This window comes from Streptomyces sp. S186, assembly GCF_051603415.1.
In the GTDB taxonomy this organism is placed as follows: domain Bacteria; phylum Actinomycetota; class Actinomycetes; order Streptomycetales; family Streptomycetaceae; genus Streptomyces.
The window spans coordinates 6,591,084-6,607,088 of the sequence record NZ_CP193932.1; the positions used below are offsets into that span (position 1 = coordinate 6,591,084).

Below are 16,005 nucleotides of genomic sequence, written 5' to 3' on the forward strand. Positions count from 1 at the left end.
CGATGGTGACGACCACTCTGGCGGAGATGGCCGCTCCGGTGTTCTTCAAGGCGGCCTGCCCGGAGTGCCGGGGGCGCTTCGAGCTGGCCTCGGACGCCTTCCGGCTGGCCATCGGCGCCAGCCGCAGCACCACCTTCTACGCCTTCACCTGCCCCGACTGCGGGCGCGCGGTGCGCAAGCCGGCCGGGGAGCGGATCGTGGAGCTGCTGACCGGCGGCGGGGTGCGCACGCTGCGGCTGCACATCGGCTGACCGCCGGCCGGGCCGTGTCGTGGCGCGCCGCCCGCCGGGCCGTCCGGGCCGGGGCGGCCCGATAGGCTCGTGCCATGTTCTGGCCCATGCTCGCTGTCGCCCTCGGTTTCCTGGGGATCGCCGTCCTCGGCGTCCTCGCCGTCCGCGTCTTCGCGGAGGTGCGGCGGCTGGCCCGGGAGGTGGGCACGGCGACCGAGCGGATCCAGCGGGCCACGGAGGATCTGGAGCGGGCCGCGGTGCCGCTCGCCTCGCGGCTCCACGATGTGGCACGCGACCGGAGCTGAGGGCGGCGCTCTGCTGTCGGGGGCGTCCGGAAGGTAGGCTGCTCAACGGTTCGAACGATGAGGTGGCGCGGGCAATCCACAGGATGCACGGGGATTGCCGGACGTTCACCGCCGAACGTTACGATCGAGGGACCACCAGGACGCCAGTCCGACCCATCGGCAGGCACCACAGGAGACGCCGCCCCGGCGAGAAGGTAGTCGCACATGCTAGCCAACCTGAGGCTCCCCGAGATTCTGCTGATCATCGCCGTGATCTTTCTGCTGTTCGGCGCGAAGAAGCTTCCGGACATGGCGCGTTCGCTCGGCAAGTCGGCCCGCATCCTCAAGAGCGAGGCCAAGGCGATGAAGAAGGAGAGCGAGGCGGAGCGCGGGGCCGACGGCAGTGCGGCGCAGGCGCCCGCCGACGCCGCCCAGCAGGCGCCTCGTACGATTCAGGCCGCGCCCGGTGACGTGGCCAGCTCGCGCCCCGTGGCCGAGCCGAACCGCACCACCCAGAGCTGACCGAGCCGATCCGGCCGTGCCGACGCCGTCGGTGCGGCTGACGTACGAGACGAGGAAGTGGGTTGCTCAAGTCTGCCCGCAATCAGCAGAAGGACCCCGAGGGGCGGATGCCCCTCGCGGCGCATCTGCGTGAGCTGCGCAACCGGCTGCTGAAATCGGTATTGGCGATCCTCGTGGTCACGGCCGTCGCCATGTGGCAGTACGAGCCGATCGCGCACTTCATCACGGGGCCGACCATCGCGGCGGTCGGCTGCCCGACGGGCGGCGGGCATCCCCACCCCTGCGCGCAGATCGTGGCGAACGGCTTCATCGCGCCGTTCACGATCATGCTCAAGCTGTCGCTGACGGTCGGTCTGGTCGCCGCCAGCCCGCTGTGGCTCTACCAGCTCTGGGCGTTCCTGGCGCCCGGTCTGCACCGGCACGAGAAGAAGTACGCGCTGGGCTTCGTGGGCGCCGGCGTGCCGCTCTTCCTGGGCGGCGCCTACCTCGCCTACGCGGTGCTGCCGACCACCGCCGGTGCCCTCGTCGGGCTGACCCCCGGCGACTGGTCCAACCTCTTCCCGGCCGACGACTTCTTCGACATCGTCACGCGCATGGTGCTGGTCTTCGGCTTCTCCTTCGAGCTGCCGCTGCTCCTGGTGCTGCTGAACTTCGGCGGGGTGCTCACCGGCAAGCGGGTGCTGAGCTGGTGGCGGTTCATGGTCATGGGGATCACGATCTTCGCGGCGGTGGCCACCCCGACCGGTGACCCGCTGACCATGTCGCTGCTGGCGGCGCCGATCGTGCTGCTGTACTTCGGCGCCGTGGGCATCTGCCTCTTCAACGACCGCCGCCGGCGGCTGGCCAACCCTGACCGGGCGCTGGCCGACGACGAGGCGTCCGAGCTCGACCTGACCCCGTCCGAGGTCGACGCGATCGAGCCGGTCGCGCCGAGCCGGATGCTGCCGGAGCAGGCCGGCGGGGAGGGCGCCGACGGCGGACGCCGCGGTTACGACGACGTCACCTGAGGTGACGGGTAGTCGCGGGGTCACGTGAAGTGACGTACCGCGGACCGGATTTCGCGGCCCCCGTGCTCTGTGAGCCGGGGGCCGCGCCGTGTGGGGACGGTGTCCGGGGCGGGCGGTCGCCGGGTGCGGCGGTGGCGGGTAAAGGGCCGCCATAAAGATCCGGTCGTTGTCAGAGGTGGCCGGTAGGCTCGTAAGCACGATGACCGAGGACATGTCCCCTGCTGAGCGCTATGCCGCCGCGAAAATCCGCGCGGCGGAGCAGGCCACCGCACTCGCGCCGTTCCGGGAGCTGTACGACTTCGAGCTGGATCCGTACCAGATCGAGGCGTGCCAGGCCCTGGAGGCGGGAAAGGGTGTGCTGGTCGCCGCTCCCACCGGATCCGGCAAGACGATCGTCGGCGAGTTCGCCGTCCACCTGGCCCTGGAGCAGGGCCGAAAATGCTTCTACACCACGCCCATCAAGGCGTTGTCCAACCAGAAGTTCCAGGACCTGGTCAAGCGCTACGGCCCCGAGAAGGTCGGCCTGCTGACCGGCGACAACAGCGTCAACGGCGAGGCCCCGGTGATCGTGATGACCACCGAGGTCCTGCGGAACATGCTCTATGCCGGCTCGCAGTCGCTGACCGGCCTGGGCTATGTGGTGATGGACGAGGTGCACTACCTCTCCGACCGGTTCCGCGGTGCCGTCTGGGAAGAGGTGATCATCCACCTCCCGGAGTCGGTGACGCTGGTGTCCCTGTCGGCGACGGTCTCCAACGCCGAGGAGTTCGGCGACTGGCTGGACACCGTCCGCGGCGACACCGAGGTGATCGTCTCCGAGCACCGCCCGGTCCCGCTGTGGCAGCACGTGCTCGCGGGCCGCCGGATCTACGACCTCTTCGAGGAGCGGGACGGCGCGGCCGGCGGCCGCCGCGAGGTCAATCCCGATCTGGAGCGGCTGGCGCGGATGGAGAACAGCCGGCCGACCTTCGGCCGGGACAAGCGGCGCGGCCGTGCGATGCGCGAGGCCGATCGCGAGCGGGAGCGGCGGCAGCGCGCCCGGATCTGGACGCCGAGCCGGCCCGAGGTGATCGAGCGGCTGGACAGCGAGGGGCTGCTGCCGGCGATCACCTTCATCTTCAGCCGGGCCGGCTGTGAGGCGGCCGTCCAGCAGTGCCTGTATTCGGGCCTGCGGCTCAACGACGCGGAGGGCCGGGAGAAGGTCCGCCGGATAGTCGAGGCCCGGACGGCCGGCATCCCGGACGACGACCTGCATGTGCTCGGCTACTTCGAGTGGCTGGAGGGCCTGGAGCGGGGCATCGCGGCGCACCACGCCGGGATGCTGCCCACCTTCAAGGAGGTCGTCGAGGAGCTGTTCGTCAAGGGCCTGGTCAAGGCCGTCTTCGCGACCGAGACGCTGGCGCTGGGCATCAACATGCCGGCGCGGTCGGTGGTGCTGGAGAAGCTCGTCAAGTGGAACGGCGAGCAGCACGCCGACATCACCCCCGGCGAGTACACCCAGCTGACCGGCCGGGCCGGGCGGCGCGGAATCGACGTCGAGGGCCATGCGGTGGTGCTGTGGCAGCGCGGGATGAACCCCGGCGCGCTGGCCGGCCTCGCCGGCACCCGGACGTACCCACTGCGCTCCTCCTTCAAGCCGTCGTACAACATGGCGGTCAACCTCGTCTCGCAGTTCGGGCGGCACCGTTCACGCGAACTGCTGGAGATGTCCTTCGCGCAGTTCCAGGCCGACAAGTCGGTGGTCGGCATCACCCGCCAGGTGCAGCGCAACGAGGAGGGCCTGAACGGCTACCGCGAGGCGATGGTCTGCCACCTCGGCGACTTCGGGGAATACGCCCGGCTGCGGCGGGAGTTGAAGGACCGTGAGACCGATCTCGCCCGGCAGGGTGCGGTCCAGCGGCGGGCGGCGGCCGCGGCGGCGCTGGAGAAGCTCCGGGCGGGCGACGTCATCCATGTGCCGACGGGCAAGTACGCCGGGCTGGCGCTGGTGCTGGATCCCGGCATGCCCTCCGGGCGGACCAACGGCCACCGTGGCATGGATGCCCACGACGGCCCGCGGCCGCTGGTGCTCACCGCCGAGCGGCAGGTCAAGCGGCTCGGTTCGGTCGACTTCCCGGTGCCGGTGGCTGCTCTGGAACGGATGCGCATCCCGCGCTCGTTCAACGCCCGCAGCCCGCAGTCGCGCCGCGATCTGGCGTCCGCGCTGCGCACCAAGGCGGGCCATCTGGTGCCCTCGCGGCACCGCAAGCCCCGTGCGGAGGCGGCCGACGACCGCGAGATCGCCCGGCTGCGCAAGGAGATCCGCTCCCATCCCTGCCATGGGTGCGACGAGCGGGAGGACCACGCCCGCTGGGCGGAGCGCTACCACCGGCTGCTGCGGGACACCCGTCAGCTGGAGCGCCGGATCGAGGGCCGGACGAACACCATCGCCCGCACCTTCGACCGGATCTGCGCGCTGCTGACCGAGCTGGACTACCTCGAAGGCGACACCGTCACCGACCAGGGCCGCCGGCTGGCCCGGCTCTACGGCGAGTTGGACCTGCTGGCCAGCGAGTGCCTGCGGGACGGCATCTGGGAGGGCCTCGGCCCCGCCGAACTGGCCGCCTGCGCCTCGGCGCTGGTCTACGAGGCGCGGCAGGCGGACGACGCGGTGGCGCCGAAGCTGCCGGCCGGCCGGGCGCGGGACGCCCTGGCGGAGATGGTGCGCATCTGGGGCCGGCTGGACGCCCTGGAGGAGGAGCACCGGATCAGCCAGGCCGAGGGCGTCGGCCAGCGCGAGCCCGATCTGGGCTTCGCCTGGGCCGCGTACCGCTGGGCCTCCGGTGCCGCCCTCGACGAGGTGCTGGGCGAGGCGGACATGCCGGCCGGCGACTTCGTCCGCTGGTGCAAGCAACTGGTGGACATCCTCGGCCAGATCGCCGCGGCGGCCCCGGCCGACGGCACGGTGGCACGGTCCGCCCGCAAGGCGATGGATGGCGTGCTGCGCGGGGTCGTGGCGTACTCGTCGGTCGGCTGACGGGACACCGGTCGCGCCGGCGCGGGGGTGTTCCGCGCGGGCGCGACCGGCGTCAACGGCCGTGGGGGAGCGGCCAGTAGAGCCGTTACGGAGGCGAGGCGGCCCCGGTGGGTCAGGCGGCCGCCGCGGGCTCCTGTTCGGCCTCGACCTGCTGGTTCCAGGCGCGCTTGCCGGCCTGCCAGCCGTCCTCGTCGTGACCGGTGCGCCAGTAGCCGGAGATCGACAGCGCCTCGCGGGGGACAGCGTGCTCGACCCGGAGCAGCCGGCGCAGCTCCTTGACGAAGCCCGCCTCGCCGTGGACGAAGGCGTGCACGCGGCCCGCGGGGAAGTCCAACGCCCGTACGGCGGCGACCAGTTGGCGGCCGACCGGGGCGGTGCCGCGGTACAGCCAGGTGATCTCCGCGCCGGGCGGCGCGGTCAGTTCCTGCCGCTCCTCGGGGCCGGCGACCTCGATGCAGGCGTGCACCGTGGCGTCCGCCGGCATCCGTTCCAGGGTCGCGGCGATGGCCGGCAGGGCGCTCTCGTCGCCGGCGAGCAGGTGCCAGTCGGCCGTCGGGTCCGGGGCGTAGGCGCCGCCGGGGCCGAGGAACATGATCTCGTCGCCCGGCCGCGCGGCCAGCGCCCACGGGCCGGCCAGCCCGGTGTCGCCGTGCACGACGAAGTCCACGGTCAGCTCGCGCGCCCGCGGGTCCCAGGCGCGCACGGTGTAGGTGCGGGTCCGGGGCCACTGGTCGCGCGGCAGCTCGGCGCGGATGCGGCCCATGTCGAACGGCTCGGGGTAGCTGATGTGCGGCAGCGGGAAGACCAGCTTGACGTAGTGGTCGGTGTACGCGCCGGAGTCGAACGCGGCCAGTCCGTCGCCGCCCAGGACGACGCGCATCATGTGCGGGGTGAGCCGCTCGGTGCGCCGCACCTGCGCGCGGTGCAGTGTGGGCGTGCTGCGGGCCGGTCGCTCTGCTGCCACGGTGTCTCCCCTGACGCGGTGGAGGGCGGCGTGCTCCATGGACCCACGCCGCCGCTTAGGTATACCTAACCTAACAGGTCATCGGGCGAGGGCGATCAGCAACCGCTGCAACGCGCCACCCAGGCCCCACCGGGCGGCCAGCGCCTCCAGTCGCTCCGGGTCGGCCGGCTCGTCCGGCAGGGCGAGGTCGGCGTCCGGGACCGGCACGTCGGCCGCCACCCGGACGACCTTCGGGGCGACGGCCAGATAGGGCCCCGCCTCGACGATCCGCCTGCGCTGCGCCGGGGTGATCCCGGAGGCCGGGTCCTGGGCGGCGGCCATGATGCCGGCCAGGTCGCCGTAGGTGGCCAGCAGCTTCGCGGCGGTCTTCTCGCCGATGCCCGGGACGCCCGGCAGGCCGTCGCTGGGGTCGCCGCGCAGCAGCGCCAGATCCGCGTAACCCGGGCCGTCCACGCCGTACTTCTCGCGCAGCAGCGCCCCGTCGGTGAGCTGGAGGGTGCCGACGCCCTTGAGCGGATAGAGCACGCGGATGCCGCGGGCGTCGTCGACGAGCTGGAAGAGGTCGCGGTCGCCGGTGACGATGTCGACCGGCCCCTCGGCCCGCGCGGTCAGCGTGCCGATGACGTCGTCGGCCTCGTAGCCCGCGGCGCCGATCCGGGCGATGCCCAGCGCGTCGAGCACCTCCTCGATCACCGGGACCTGCGGGGACAGGGTGTCCGGGATCTCCTCCTCGTCGGGCTCGGGGGACCCGGCGGGGGCCTCCTCGGCGACCCGGTGCGCCTTGTAGGAGGGGATCAGGTCGACCCGCCACTGAGGGCGCCAGTCGAAGTCCATACAGGCGACGAGGTCGTCGGGGTGGTGGTCCTGGACGAGCCGGGCGATGAAGTCCAGCAGGCCGCGCACCGCGTTCACCGGGGTGCCGTCCGGAGCCCTGACCGATTCCGGTACCCCGAAGTAGGCGCGGAAGTAGAGGGAGGCGGTGTCGAGGAGCATCAGGCGTCGAGTCACACCCCGCATGATGCCGTATGCCCCAAACGTGCCTGGATTGTGAGGTGAATCACCGATCGGTTTGAGCCTGATGAACCCGGGCAGGCGCGCAGGCGGTGCGGACCCGGCTGGGCAGTTCGACCGGCAGCCGGTGAAGACGGGCCGAACTCGTCCCGCGCCACGACCTGCCGGCCCATCGGTCAGACCCCGCGGGAGGTGGCAGGTCGTTTCTCGTGCGACAAGAGAGGTATATGTGTCCAGGCTGCAAGCCGAGCACCTCTTCAAGGTGTTCGGCAGACGACCCGAGGACGCCGTCCACCGACTCCAGTCCGGCGCGAGCCGGGACGAACTGCGGGCCGAAGGCACCACCGCCGCGGTGATCGACGCCTCCATCGAGGTGGGCGAGGGCCAGATCTTCGTCGTCATGGGTCTGTCCGGATCCGGCAAGTCCACGCTGCTGCGCATGCTGAACGGGCTGCTGGAGCCGACCTCGGGCACCGTCCGCTTCGACGGCCAGGACCTCACCTCGCTCAGCGACAAGGAGCTGCGCGCCGTCCGCTCCCGGAAGATCTCCATGGTCTTCCAGCACTTCGCGCTCTTCCCGCACCGCAGCGTGCTGGAGAACGCCGCCTACGGCCTGGAGGTCCAGGGCGTGCCGCGCGCCGAGCGGGAGCGGCGCGCGACCGAGGCGCTGGAGCTCGCCGGCCTCAAGGGCTGGGAGAAGTCCTGGCCGGACGAGCTCTCCGGCGGTATGCAGCAGCGGGTCGGCCTGGCCCGCGCACTGGCCACCGACGCCGATCTGCTGCTGATGGACGAGTCGTTCAGCGCGCTCGACCCGCTGATCCGCCGCGACATGCAGGACCAGCTGCTGGAGCTGCAGAAGACGCTGAAGAAGACCATCGTCTTCATCACCCACGACCTCAACGAGGCGATGCGGCTGGGCGACCGGATCGCGGTGATGCGCGACGGCCGGATCGTCCAGACCGGCAGCGCCGAGGACATCCTCGTGCGGCCCGCCAACGACTACGTCGCCTCCTTCATCCAGGACGTCGACCGCAGCCGGGTGCTGACGGCCGGTGCGGTGATGGCCGAGGTCGGCACGGTGCTCGGGATGACCGCCCCGGACGGGGCGAAGCTCAGCACCGCCGCCGAGTTCCGGGCCGCCGCGCCCGCCACCGTCGGCGTGGACACTCCGCTCGCCGACCTGTTCGGCGCCTGTTCGGCCAGCTCCGTGCCGGTCGCGGTCACCGACGAGCGCGGCGAACTGGCCGGCGCGGTCACCGCGGAGCGGCTGCTGGCCGTCCTGGGCGAACCGGGCCGGCCGGAGGCGCAGGCCGCCGCGGTGCCGGCCCAGTCGGGCCCGGCATCCTCCGGTGCAAGCACCGGCTCCACCGGAGCGGCTGACGCCGCGCCCCATGGTCGGACCGAGGGGACGGTGGCCGCCGATGCCTAGGATCCAGATAGGCAGCTGGGCGAACGACGCCGTCAACTGGCTGCGGGACAACCTCGACTGGCTGTTCCACCTCGTCACCACCGTCCTGAACGGCCTGTACAACGCCATCCACACCGTCCTCGCGGCCCCCGAACCGCTGCTCCTGGCGGGCATCCTGGCGGTGCTCGCCTGGTGGCTGCGCGGGCTGCCGGCCGCGGTGCTCACCTTCCTCGGCTTCGCACTGATCGACTCCGTCCAGCAGTGGAGCCCGACCATCGAGTCGCTCTCGCTGGTGCTGGTGGCCTGCCTGATCACCGTCGTGGTCGCGGTGCCGCTGGGCATCTGGGCGGCCCGCAGCCGGATCGTCGGCGGCATCCTGCGCCCGGTCCTGGACCTGATGCAGACCATGCCGGCGATGGTCTACCTCATCCCCGGCATCCTCTTCTTCGGCCTCGGAGTCGTCCCCGGCATCGTCGCCACCATCGTCTTCTCCATGCCGCCCGCGGTGCGGATGACCGAGCTGGGCATCCGGCAGGTGGACGAGGAACTGGTCGAGGCGGCCGAGGCGTTCGGCACCCACCCGCGGCGCACCCTGCTGCGGGTCCAGCTGCCGCTGGCGCTGCCCACGATCATGGCCGGTGTCAACCAGGTCATCATGCTCGCGCTGTCCATGGTCGTGATCGCCGGCATGGTCGGCGGCGGCGGCCTCGGCGCGTCCGTCTACAACGCCATCAGTTCGGTCAACGTCGCCCTGGGCGCCGAGGCCGGCCTCGCGGTGGTCATCCTCGCCATGTACCTGGACCGGATGACCGGCGCGCTCAACCAGCGGGTCTCGCCGCTCGGCCGGCGGGCGCTGGCCAAGGCGCAGGCGGCGCTGGGCCGTTGGAAGTTCCTGCACTGGCGTCCTGCGACCTCGGTGGCCATGGTCGGCGTCGTCGTCCTGGCGCTGCTGGCCGGCGGGATGCGCTTCCTGGACAACGGCGGCAGCGGCGCCGGCGGTGGCAACGGCAAGCCGATCACCCTGGGCTACGTCAACTGGGACGAGGGCAAGGCCACCACCTACCTCTGGAAGGAGATCCTGGAGGAGCGCGGCTACAAGCCCAAGGTCCAGGCCCTGGAGGCCGGTCCGCTCTTCGCCGGGCAGGCCCGCGGCGACATCGACGTCCAGACCAACGCCTGGCTGCCGGTCACCCACGCCGAGTACTGGCAGAAGTACAAGGACCAGCTGGAGGACCTCGGCACCTGGTACGACAAGACCTCCCTGGAGATCGCCGTTCCGTCGTACGTCAAGGACGTCCACACGCTGGACGATCTCAAGGGGAAGAGCGCCGAGTTCGGCGGCCGGATCACCGGTATCGAGCCGGGCGCCGGCGAGATGAAGATCCTCAAGGACAAGGTGCTGCCGGAGTACGGCCTGACCGGCGACTACCAGGTGCAGGAGTCCAGCACCGCCTCCATGCTGAGCGAGCTGGACCGTGCGATCCACCAGAAGAAGCCGATCGCGGTCACCCTGTGGTCCCCGCACTGGGCGTACGACAAGTACCGGCTCACCAAGCTCAAGGACCCCAAGGGCGCCTTCGGTTCCGGCGACGGCCTGCACATGCTGGGCCGCAAGGGCTTCAGCAAGGACATGCCCGAGGTCGCCCGGTGGATGAAGAACTTCCACCTGGACGAGAAGCAGCTCACCAGCCTGGAGAACGCCATCAAGTCGGCCGGTGAGGGCCATGAGCAGGACGGCGTGCGCAGCTGGCTGAAGAAGAACCCCGGTCTCGTCGAGAAGGCCGCCCCGTCCGCGCACGCCACGTATGCCAAGGGCGCGGACGCCGGCAAGGCTCCCAACATCGGCTACCCGGCCTGGGACGAGGGCATCGCCACCGCCTACCTGTGGAAGAACGTCCTGGAGAAGCGCGGCTACCACCCCAGCCTGCGCAACCTCGACATCGGACCGATGTGGACCGGCCTGTCCACCGGCCAGATCGACGTGGAGACCGACGGTTGGCTGCCGGTCGCCCAGAAGCAGTACTGGGACCAGTACCGGAATGATCTGGTGGATGTCGGCGCCTGGTACGACAGGACCTCGCTGGAGATCGCCGTCCCGTCGTACGTCAAGGACGTCAGGTCCATGGACGATCTGCGGGCCCACAAGGACGAGTTCAAGGGCAGGATCGTCGGCATCGAGCCGGGCACCGGTGAGATGCAGCGCCTGAAGAGCACCGTCCTGCCCGCCTACGGCCTGACGGACTTCCAGGTCACCTCGGCCGGCACCAGCGCGATGCTCGCCGAGCTGGACCGGGCGTACCACAAGCGGGAGCCGATCGCGGTTGTCCTGTGGTCGCCGCACTGGGCGTACAGCAAGTACCAGCTCACCAAGCTCGCGGACCCCAAGGGCACCTGGGGCGCCAACAACCAGATCAAGACGCTCGGCAACAAGAGCTTCCCGGAGAAGTTCCCGGAGTTCCACGGCTGGCTGAAGAACTGGAAGATGTCCCCCGACGAGCTCGGCAGCCTGGAGAAGGACATCCAGGACGCCGGAAAGGGCAATGAGGACAAGGGCGTCGAGAAGTGGATCGGCGACCACCCGGGCATCGTGGACAAGATGGCGCCGGTGAAATAGCCGGCGTTTCCGGCCCGGGCCCGGGCCGGCGGCCGCCCGGTGCGGGCCACCCGAGCGGGTGCGCCTGCCTGGACCCGGGGTCCTGGCGGTGGTTCGCTCGCCCTGGGCCGGTGTCCGTCCCCGGCGGCCGGAGCGGCCGCGGCCGGCCCGGGAGCCGATCGTGCAGCCTGCCCGCCCCGTCGCCGCCGTGCTGCTCGGCCTGCTCGCGCTCGGCGCGGCCGCGCCCGCCGCCCGGGCCGGGACCGTGCCGGATCCGGTGGTGGCCGGCCAGCGGGTCAGCATCAGCGACGGCGGGCGGTGCGGGCCGGCCCGGGAGGCGACCGCGGCCTCGGAGCTGTTCGGGGCGGTGGCGCTGCGGCCGGGGGCCCGGGGGATGGCGGCGGAGGTCCGGGTCGGTGAGCGGGCGGCGCCGGGCCGCTACCGGGTGACCATCGAGTGCGGACGCGGCGGGGCCCGGCACGTTGCCTCCGTCACGGTGACGGAGGGGCGTGCGGAGGGGGTGGGGGTGGCGCAGGTGGTTGGGGGGTTGGCGTTGTTGGCGGTGGCGGTTGGGGCGTATCGCCTTTGCCGGCGGGGATAGTCCCACGTGTTCGGCTTTCCCGCCGTGCGGGTTCTGTCTTTGCGCCTTCGGCGCATGTTGTCCGCTGCGCAGGCCCGGCACCTCCCGTTGGGGGGTGGATTTCGGTGGTTGGGGGATGGTGTGGGTGGGGCGGTGCGGGTTGTTTCAACGATGGTGGGAGGGTTGGGGAATGGTGTTGCGGGTGGTGTCGTTGGTGCCGTCGTTGAGTGAGGCGGTGGGGGTGAGTGCGCCGGGGGTGTTGGTCGGGGCGACGGACTGGTGCAGTCGGCCGGTGGGGCTGGAGGTGGTGCGGGTCGGGGGGACGAAGAATCCCGATGTCGGGCGGATCGTCGGGCTGCGGCCGGATCTGGTGGTGGCCAACGAGGAGGAGAACCGGGCGCAGGATCTTGCGGCGCTGCGGGGGGCCGGGCTGGAGGTCATGGTGACCGAGGTGCGGAGTGTGGAGCAGGCGTTCCGGGAGCTGGAGCGGGTGCTGGTGGAGGGCTGCGGGGTGGCCCGGCCGGGGTGGTTGGACGCGGCGGAGGAGGTCTGGCGGGCGCTGCCGGTGCGGGCGCCGGAGCGGGTCGCGGTGGTGCCGGTGTGGCGGCGGCCCTGGATGGTGCTGGGGCGGGACACCTTCGCGGGGGACGTGCTGGCCCGGCTGGGGGTGCGGAATGTCTATGCCGGTCATGGGGAGCGGTATCCGCGGGTCTCGGTGGAGGAACTCAATGCCGTTGCCGCGGATGTGGTTGTGCTGCCCGATGAGCCGTACCGCTTCACGGCGGAGGATGGGCCCGAGGCGTTTCCGGGGTTGCCCGCCGCGTTGGTCAGCGGGCGCCATCTGACGTGGTACGGGCCCTCGTTGCTGGAAGCACCGGGGGCGCTGGGGGCGGCGCTGGACGGGGCGGCGCTGCTCCGGCCGTGAGTCGCTACGCCGGCGGGCGGGGCGGGGACAGCAGGGTGCCGCGCAGCAGTCCGTGGGCGGTGCGGGTGCCGGCCACCGCGACGGCCGTCACGAGGAACGCGTACAGCGCGAGCGCGAGCCAGCCGAAGGCGGGCAGGCCGGTGTGCCGGGTCAGGGTCGCGGCGCCGGTGACGCAGGTGCCGACCGGGAAGGTGAAGGCCCACCAGGTCATCGCGAAGCCCATGCCGTGCCGGACGGCGCGTACCACCAGGGCCGCGGCCAGTGCCAGCCACAGCAGGGCGAAGCCCAGGACGGGGACCCCGTAGAGCACCGCGAAGGCGCTCATGGCGTGTGCGTACGCGGGGGCGACGAGGCCGGGGGCGGCGTCGGCGAGGTTGTTCACGGCGGTGGTGGACTGGCCGAGCGGGCCGAGGACGAGGAAGAGGGTCGGGGTGAGGGCGAGCGGCAGCGGCCCGTGGTGGAACAGCCGGCTGAGCACCATCGGCACGATGGCCAGGGTCGCCAGCAGCGACATCCCGAACAGCGCGTAGCAGGCCAGGAGCATGGCCTCGCGCGGCTGGCCGGCCGGCAGGTGCGGTATCAGGGCGGGGCCGAGCGCCGCCGAGACCATCGGGGCGACCACGGGCAGCAGCCACACCGGCGAGGCGCTGCCCTCGGTGATGCGGTGCCGGGCCACCATCAGATACGGGACACCCACGGCGGCGGCCAGGCCGACCAGCGTTCCGGCGGTCCACAGCACGGCGTCGGTGGCGACTGCGGCGGGCTCGCCGAGCAGGTCCCGGCCGACCGCGAGGGTGCCGCCGCCGACCGCGAGCAGCGCCATCGACAGGCACCCGTAGAACGGGGCGACGGCGGGGTCGAGCAGATGGCGGCGGGCCTGGTCGTGGTGGCGGACCCAGTGGACGGTGCGGGCGGCCAGCAGGGTGAGCAGCATCAGCGCGGACAGGGCCCACACCGCCAGGTATGCGGTGCGGAGGCCGGGGGCGGTGAGCGGCAGCACCGCGCCGGCGTTGGCGACGATCGCGGTGCCCATCACGGAGGCGTACCAGTTCGGGCCGAGGTGACGGACCGCGGGACCGGTGCCGGGGGTGTCGCCGCTGGTGGCGGGACGGACGGAGGGTGTGGGGGCGAGCGTTGTCATGGCTTCAGCGTCGCCCGGGCCCGGCGTGCCCGCCAGGGATCTTGTTTCTATGGCCACATAAGGTGGGTTTATGAGCGCGGAGACTTATGGGCGGCGGCCGGAGCCGGCGGAGGCCGGGCCGCTGCACCACCGGGTGCCGGACCTCGGGGCGATGCAGCTGCTGCTGGCCGTCGCCCGGCTCGGCAGCCTGGGCCGGGCCGCCCGGGCGCAGGGCATCACCCAGCCCGCCGCCAGCAGCCGGATCCGGGCGATGGAGCAGCAGCTGGGGGTGGCGCTGATCGAGCGGTCGCCGCGCGGCTCCCGGCTCACCGACGCCGGGGTGCTGGTCACCGACTGGGCGCGCCGGGTGGTGGAGGCCGCCGAGGAGTTCGACGCGGGCGCCCAGGCGCTGCGCGGGCGGCGGGATTCCCGGCTGCGGGTCGCGGCCAGCATGACCATCGCCGAGTACCTGCTGCCGGGCTGGCTGATCGCGCTGCGCGCCCAGCGCCCGGGGACGGCCGTGTCGCTGCTGGCGGGCAACACCCAGGCGGTCGCCACGCGGCTGCTGGCGGGCGAGGCGGACCTCGGCTTCGTGGAGGGGCTGGACGTCCCGGAGGGGCTGGACGGGGCGGTGATCGGGCACGACCGGCTGATCGTGGTGGCCGCCCCGTCCCATCCCTGGGCCCGGCGGCGCACCGAGCTGACCCCCGCCGAGCTGGCGGCGACCCCGTTGATCCTGCGGGAGCGCGGTTCGGGCACCCGGCAGGTGCTGGACGCGGCGCTGGCCGGCGCCGGCGGGCTGGCCGAGCCGCTGCTGGAGCTCGCCTCCACCACCGCGGTGAAGTCCGCGGTGGTCAGCGAGGCGGCCCCGACGGTGCTGAGCGAGCTGGCGGTCCGCGAGGAGCTGACCGCCCGCCGGCTGGTGGAGGTGCCGTTGCGCGGGCTGCGGCTGGGCCGTGAGCTGCGCGCGGTGTGGCCGGCCGGCCATCGTCCGGCGGGTCCGGCCCGGGATCTGCTGGGGTTGACGCGGCGTACGGCCTGATGCGGCAGGTGCCGGGCTGCGGGGGTGCTGCCGTCGGGGGGTGTCAGTGCGTGCCGACCGGGGCCGGCGTCCGGCGGTTCGCGTCCAGGCGGTGGAAGAGCGCCGAGAGCACGGCGGCGGTCAGGGCGGCGGCCGGTACGCCGCTGCCGAGGAGGGCGTGCGCCCAGCCGGGCAGGGGCGCGTAGAGCCGCGGGGTCAGGACCGGGAGCAGGCCGGCGAGGAGGGCGAGGGCGACGACGGTGGAGGCGGCGCGGTCGGCGAGGTCGGTGCGGCGCAGCATGTCGACGCCCATGGCGGCGATCACCGCGTAGAGCACCAGGGCGGCTCCGCCGACGACCGGCACCGGGAGCGCCGCCACCAGCCGGGCGACCGGGGCCAGCAGCCCGCAGGCCATCAGCAGCGCCCCGGCCGCCGCGGTCACCAGGCGGCTGCGTACGCCGGTGAGGCGGACGATGCCGATGTTCTCCGCGCTGGTCACCATGGTCGTGCCGCCGAACAGCCCGGCGGCGAGTGAGGCCACCGCGTCCGCGCGGACGGTGCGCGGTACGTCGCGGGACGGTTGCGGGGTTCGGCCCACCGCCTCGCTGGTCAGCACCGTCTGACCGGTCGCCTCGGCGAGCGAGGCGAGCGCGAAGACCAGCAGCGGGAGCGCGGCGAGCAGGTCGAAGTGCGGTGTGCCGTAGGGGAGGAGGCGGGGGAGGGCCAGGACCCCGTCGCCCGGTACGGCGCGGAACGGGGCGCCGGCCAGCGCCGCGGCAGCGGTGCCCACCGCCAGGCCCAGCAGGACCGACAGCTGCCGCCAGACCCCGCGCAGCAGCAGGAGGCCCAGCGCCGTGGCGGCGACGGTGACCAGCGCCGGAGCGCTGCCGGCGGCCGCCATCGGGGCCGTCGCGGCGACCATGTCGATGCCGATGACCAGTACCGTCGTGCCCATCACCAGGGGTGGGAAGAACCGCACGATGCGCCCGTACACCGGCAGCACGGCCAGCAGCAGCGCGGCCGCGAGCAGCACCGCGCCGGAGGCGGTGGCCGCGCCGTGCGCACGGGCGATCTGAAGGAAGATCGCGGCCGCGGCGCCGCCGGGCAGCATCATGAACGGCAGCCGGGCGCCGATCCGCAGCACCCCGAAGGACTGGAGCAGCGCCCCGGCTCCGCACAGCACCAGGGTGGCGCCCAGCAGGGCGGCGGTGCGGTCGGGCGGCAGGCGCAGCCCGTCGGCCACCAGGAAGACGGTGGAGACCGGGGCGGCGATCATCGCCAGGACGTGCTGGGCGGCGAGCGGCAGCAGCCGGGACGGGGGCAC

At 72.7% G+C, this 16,005-nt stretch carries 14 protein-coding genes; 10 read left to right on the top strand and 4 right to left on the bottom strand.

Going from position 1 to position 16,005, the window contains the following annotated elements:
* Nucleotides 1-2: 2 nt before the first annotated feature.
* The 5 genes from ACRAS8_RS28440 to ACRAS8_RS28460 all read left to right on the top strand — a co-directional run bounded on the left by ACRAS8_RS28440 (nucleotide 3) and on the right by ACRAS8_RS28460 (nucleotide 5,059).
* On the top strand, nucleotides 3-251 hold the full coding sequence (locus ACRAS8_RS28440; RefSeq protein ID WP_438488843.1) for a hypothetical protein: 249 nt from the start codon (nucleotides 3-5) through the stop codon (nucleotides 249-251).
* 74 nt (nucleotides 252-325) lie between these two features.
* A complete protein-coding gene (locus tag ACRAS8_RS28445; RefSeq protein ID WP_438488844.1) occupies nucleotides 326-535 on the top strand; it encodes a hypothetical protein in 210 nt (69 codons plus the stop codon).
* 204 nt (nucleotides 536-739) lie between these two features.
* Nucleotides 740-1,036, top strand: coding sequence for a Sec-independent protein translocase subunit TatA (gene tatA / locus ACRAS8_RS28450; protein ID WP_438488845.1), 297 nt, complete (start codon nucleotides 740-742; stop codon nucleotides 1,034-1,036).
* Between the two features lie 62 nt (nucleotides 1,037-1,098).
* Nucleotides 1,099-2,043 carry a twin-arginine translocase subunit TatC gene (tatC, locus tag ACRAS8_RS28455; RefSeq protein ID WP_438488846.1) on the top strand — a complete coding sequence of 315 codons (945 nt, stop codon included), beginning with the start codon at nucleotides 1,099-1,101 and terminating at the stop codon, nucleotides 2,041-2,043.
* Nucleotides 2,044-2,242: 199 nt separating this feature from the next.
* Nucleotides 2,243-5,059, top strand: coding sequence for a DEAD/DEAH box helicase (locus ACRAS8_RS28460; RefSeq protein WP_438488847.1), 2,817 nt, complete (start codon nucleotides 2,243-2,245; stop codon nucleotides 5,057-5,059).
* A 112-nt stretch (nucleotides 5,060-5,171) separates the two neighbouring features.
* Here the strand turns inward: ACRAS8_RS28460 and ACRAS8_RS28465 are convergent, their stop codons facing one another.
* Together ACRAS8_RS28465 and ACRAS8_RS28470 are read right to left on the bottom strand one after the other, a co-directional pair.
* On the bottom strand, nucleotides 5,172-6,062 hold the full coding sequence (locus ACRAS8_RS28465; RefSeq protein ID WP_438488848.1) for a siderophore-interacting protein: 891 nt from the start codon (nucleotides 6,060-6,062) through the stop codon (nucleotides 5,172-5,174).
* A gap of 39 nt (nucleotides 6,063-6,101) precedes the next feature.
* A complete protein-coding gene (locus ACRAS8_RS28470; RefSeq protein WP_438490624.1) occupies nucleotides 6,102-7,016 on the bottom strand; it encodes a 5'-3' exonuclease in 915 nt (304 codons plus the stop codon).
* 247 nt (nucleotides 7,017-7,263) lie between these two features.
* On the opposite strand from ACRAS8_RS28470, the gene ACRAS8_RS28475 reads away from it, so the two are divergent.
* The 4 genes from ACRAS8_RS28475 (at nucleotide 7,264) to ACRAS8_RS28490 (ending at nucleotide 12,540) form a co-directional block, all read left to right on the top strand.
* The gene (locus tag ACRAS8_RS28475; protein ID WP_438488849.1) at nucleotides 7,264-8,463 is read left to right on the top strand and encodes a quaternary amine ABC transporter ATP-binding protein; all 1,200 of its coding nucleotides are present in this window, start codon (nucleotides 7,264-7,266) and stop codon (nucleotides 8,461-8,463) included.
* Nucleotides 8,456-11,056 carry an ABC transporter permease/substrate binding protein gene (locus ACRAS8_RS28480; protein WP_438488850.1) on the top strand — a complete coding sequence of 867 codons (2,601 nt, stop codon included), beginning with the start codon at nucleotides 8,456-8,458 and terminating at the stop codon, nucleotides 11,054-11,056. Before ACRAS8_RS28475 ends, ACRAS8_RS28480 begins: the two co-directional genes overlap by 8 nt.
* 160 nt (nucleotides 11,057-11,216) lie before the next feature.
* Nucleotides 11,217-11,636, top strand: coding sequence for a hypothetical protein (locus ACRAS8_RS28485; protein ID WP_438488851.1), 420 nt, complete (start codon nucleotides 11,217-11,219; stop codon nucleotides 11,634-11,636).
* 169 nt (nucleotides 11,637-11,805) lie between these two features.
* Complete coding sequence (locus tag ACRAS8_RS28490; protein ID WP_438488852.1) at nucleotides 11,806-12,540, top strand: helical backbone metal receptor; 735 nt, start codon at nucleotides 11,806-11,808, stop codon at nucleotides 12,538-12,540.
* Nucleotides 12,541-12,544: 4 nt separating this feature from the next.
* Here ACRAS8_RS28490 and ACRAS8_RS28495 read toward each other — a convergent pair whose 3' ends face one another.
* Complete coding sequence (locus tag ACRAS8_RS28495; protein ID WP_438488853.1) at nucleotides 12,545-13,681, bottom strand: TDT family transporter; 1,137 nt, start codon at nucleotides 13,679-13,681, stop codon at nucleotides 12,545-12,547.
* A 70-nt stretch (nucleotides 13,682-13,751) separates the two neighbouring features.
* Between ACRAS8_RS28495 and ACRAS8_RS28500 the strand changes: the two genes are divergently transcribed.
* Nucleotides 13,752-14,702: a LysR family transcriptional regulator gene (locus tag ACRAS8_RS28500; RefSeq protein ID WP_438488854.1), complete on the top strand. Its 951-nt coding sequence runs from the start codon at nucleotides 13,752-13,754 to the stop codon at nucleotides 14,700-14,702.
* Nucleotides 14,703-14,745: 43 nt separating this feature from the next.
* On the opposite strand, the gene ACRAS8_RS28505 is transcribed toward ACRAS8_RS28500, so the two are convergent.
* Nucleotides 14,746-16,005, bottom strand: a complete 1,260-nt coding sequence (locus ACRAS8_RS28505) for a uracil-xanthine permease family protein (protein WP_438488855.1) — start codon at nucleotides 16,003-16,005, stop codon at nucleotides 14,746-14,748.

Bases quoted from the DNA above. Each gene is read 5' to 3' on its own strand.
- ACRAS8_RS28440 (WP_438488843.1), top strand. From the start codon at position 3: ATGGTGACGACCACTCTGGCGGAGATGGCCGCTCCGGTGTTCTTCAAG.
- ACRAS8_RS28495 (WP_438488853.1), bottom strand. From the start codon at position 13,681: ATGACAACGCTCGCCCCCACACCCTCCGTCCGTCCCGCCACCAGCGGC.
- ACRAS8_RS28500 (WP_438488854.1), top strand. From the start codon at position 13,752: ATGAGCGCGGAGACTTATGGGCGGCGGCCGGAGCCGGCGGAGGCCGGG.
- ACRAS8_RS28490 (WP_438488852.1), top strand. From the start codon at position 11,806: ATGGTGTTGCGGGTGGTGTCGTTGGTGCCGTCGTTGAGTGAGGCGGTG.
- tatA (WP_438488845.1), top strand. From the start codon at position 740: ATGCTAGCCAACCTGAGGCTCCCCGAGATTCTGCTGATCATCGCCGTG.
- ACRAS8_RS28470 (WP_438490624.1), bottom strand. From the start codon at position 7,016: ATGCTCCTCGACACCGCCTCCCTCTACTTCCGCGCCTACTTCGGGGTA.
- ACRAS8_RS28460 (WP_438488847.1), top strand. From the start codon at position 2,243: ATGACCGAGGACATGTCCCCTGCTGAGCGCTATGCCGCCGCGAAAATC.
- ACRAS8_RS28465 (WP_438488848.1), bottom strand. From the start codon at position 6,062: ATGGAGCACGCCGCCCTCCACCGCGTCAGGGGAGACACCGTGGCAGCA.
- ACRAS8_RS28445 (WP_438488844.1), top strand. From the start codon at position 326: ATGTTCTGGCCCATGCTCGCTGTCGCCCTCGGTTTCCTGGGGATCGCC.
- ACRAS8_RS28480 (WP_438488850.1), top strand. From the start codon at position 8,456: ATGCCTAGGATCCAGATAGGCAGCTGGGCGAACGACGCCGTCAACTGG.